The 3,259-nt window shown below is 56.6% G+C and carries 1 rRNA gene; it reads right to left on the bottom strand.

Annotated features, from left to right (window positions below):
* Nucleotides 1-50: 50 nt before the first annotated feature.
* Nucleotides 51-3,160: ribosomal RNA gene (locus ACIA47_RS32470) — 23S ribosomal RNA — on the bottom strand.
* Nucleotides 3,161-3,259 lie beyond the last annotated feature (99 nt).

The following is a 3,259-nucleotide window of genomic DNA, read 5'->3' as shown; positions in this document are numbered from 1 at the left end:
TCACGGGTGTTCGCTTGTTCAGAGTTGCACAGTGGACGCGTAGCAGCTTAGTAGTCAAGTCCTCGGCCTATTAGTACCGGTCAACTGAACCCGTTACCGGGCTTACATTTCCGGCCTATCAACCCAGTCGTCTAGCTGGGGGCCTTACCCCACCAAGGTGGGTGGGATACCTCATCTTGAAGCAGGCTTCCCGCTTAGATGCTTTCAGCGGTTATCCCTTCCGAACGTAGCTAACCAGCCGTGCCCTTGGCAGGACAACTGGCACACCAGAGGTTCGTCCGTCCCGGTCCTCTCGTACTAGGGACAGCCCTTCTCAAGTATCCTACGCGCACGGCGGATAGGGACCGAACTGTCTCACGACGTTCTAAACCCAGCTCGCGTACCGCTTTAATGGGCGAACAGCCCAACCCTTGGGACCTGCTACAGCCCCAGGATGCGACGAGCCGACATCGAGGTGCCAAACCATCCCGTCGATATGGACTCTTGGGGAAGATCAGCCTGTTATCCCCGGGGTACCTTTTATCCGTTGAGCGACACCGCTTCCACTCGCAAGTGCCGGATCACTAGTCCCGACTTTCGTCCCTGCTCGACCTGTCAGTCTCACAGTCAAGCTCCCTTGTGTACTTGCACTCAACACCTGATTGCCAACCAGGCTGAGGGAACCTTTGGGCGCCTCCGTTACCTTTTAGGAGGCAACCGCCCCAGTTAAACTACCCACCAGACACTGTCCCTGAACCGGATAACGGTCCGAAGTTAGATACCCAAATCAACCAGAGTGGTATTTCAAGATTGCCTCCACCCATACTGGCGTATGGACTTCACCGGCTCCCACCTATCCTACACAAGCTAATTCGAGCACCAATGTCAAGCTATAGTAAAGGTCCCGGGGTCTTTCCGTCCTGCCGCGCGTAACGAGCATCTTTACTCGTACTGCAATTTCGCCGGGCCTGTGGTTGAGACAGTGGGGAAGTCGTTACGCCATTCGTGCAGGTCGGAACTTACCCGACAAGGAATTTCGCTACCTTAGGATGGTTATAGTTACCACCGCCGTTTACTGGCGCTTAAGTTCTCCGCTTCGCCCCGAAGAGCTAACAGGTCCCCTTAACGTTCCAGCACCGGGCAGGCGTCAGTCCATATACATCGAATTACTTCTTCGCATGGACCTGTGTTTTTAGTAAACAGTCGCTTCCCCCTGCTCTCTGCGGCCATACAACGCTCCACCCGCGCGGGGCTTCACGTCTCCGGCCCCCCTTCTCCCTAAGTTACGGGGGCAATTTGCCGAGTTCCTTAACCACAGTTCGCCCGATCGCCTCGGTATTCTCTACCTGACCACCTGTGTCGGTTTGGGGTACGGGCCGCTAAGAACTCGCTAGAGGCTTTTCTCGGCAGCATAGGATCACTGACTTCACCTGAATCGGCTCGGCATCACGTCTCAGCCCTCATGTGTTGCGGATTTGCCTACAACACGGCCTACACGCTTACCCCGGCACAACCACCGGCCGGGCTCAGCTACCTTCCTGCGTCACCCCATCGCTTGACTACTACCCATCAGGTTCCCACGCTCCCCACCCTCAACCCGAAGGTCTTGGATGGTTCGGGCGGTTAGCACAACGAGGTTCATCAGGGACGCTCTTTCGCGGGTACGGGAATATCAACCCGTTGTCCATCGACTACGCCTCTCGGCCTCGCCTTAGGTCCCGACTCACCCAGGGCGGATTAGCCTGGCCCTGGAACCCTTGGTCATCCGGCGGAAGGGTTTCTCACCCTTCTTTCGCTACTCATGCCTGCATTCTCACTCGTGCCGCGTCCACAACTGGGTCACCCCGCTGCTTCACTCGCGGCACGACGCTCCCCTACCCATCCACACACCTGCACGCACCATCAAGGGCACGCGAGGATAAAATGTGAATGCCACAGCTTCGGCGGTGTGCTTGAGCCCCGCTACATTGTCGGCGCGGAACCACTTGACCAGTGAGCTATTACGCACTCTTTAAAGGGTGGCTGCTTCTAAGCCAACCTCCTGGTTGTCTATGCGACCCCACATCCTTTTCCACTTAGCACACGCTTAGGGGCCTTAGCTGGTGATCTGGGCTGTTTCCCTCTCGACTACGAAGCTTATCCCCCGCAGTCTCACTGCCGCGCTCTCACTTACCGGCATTCGGAGTTTGGCTGATTTCGGTAAGCTTGTGGGCCCCCTAGACCATCCAGTGCTCTACCTCCGGCAAGAAACACGCGACGCTGCACCTAAATGCATTTCGGGGAGAACCAGCTATCACGGAGTTTGATTGGCCTTTCACCCCTAACCACAGGTCATCCCCCAATTTTTCAACATTGGTGGGTTCGGCCCTCCACGCGGTCTTACCCGCGCTTCAGCCTGCCCATGGCTAGATCACTCCGCTTCGGGTCTAGGACACGCGACTGAATCGCCCTATTCAGACTCGCTTTCGCTACGGCTCCCCCACACGGGTTAACCTCGCCACATGCCACTAACTCGCAGGCTCATTCTTCAAAAGGCACGCCGTCACCCCGCAAGGCTCCGACGGATTGTAGGCGAACGGTTTCAGGTACTATTTCACTCCCCTCCCGGGGTACTTTTCACCATTCCCTCACGGTACTTGTCCGCTATCGGTCACCAGGAAGTATTTAGGCTTACCAGGTGGTCCTGGCAGATTCACGGCAGATTTCAGGGGTCCGCCGCTACTCGGGAACACCCACAGAAGGTCAGCAACTTTCACCTACCGGACTCTCACCGTCTACGGTCAGCCATTCCAGACTGTTCGACTAGCCACTGACTTTGTAACTTCTCGAACAAGTGTCAGCTTGTTCAGCAGGGTCCCACAACCCCGACCACGCAACCCCTGACAGGTATCACACGCAGCCGGTTTAGCCTCGATCCGCTTTCGCTCGCCACTACTCACGGAATCACTAAATTGTTTTCTCTTCCTACGGGTACTGAGATGTTTCACTTCCCCGCGTTCCCTCCACACACCCTATGTGTTCAGGTGTGGGTGACACCACATGACTGGTGCCAGGTTTCCCCATTCGGACACCCTGGGATCACAGCTTGGTTGACAGCTCCCCCAGGCCTATCGCGGCCTCCCACGTCCTTCATCGGCTCCTGGTGCCAAGGCATTCACCGTTCGCCCTTGACAACTTGACCACAAAGATGCTCGCGTCCACTGTGCAATTCTCAACAAACGACCAACCCACAACCCGATCCGCCCCACACCAAACCCAACAACAGTTGGCGGTATGTAGG

The organism is Micromonospora sp. NPDC051227 (assembly GCF_044455385.1).
GTDB lineage: Bacteria > Actinomycetota > Actinomycetes > Mycobacteriales > Micromonosporaceae > Micromonospora.
Note: the sequence above shows the minus strand (reverse complement) of the source record. Positions and strands in the feature narration are given on the sequence as shown.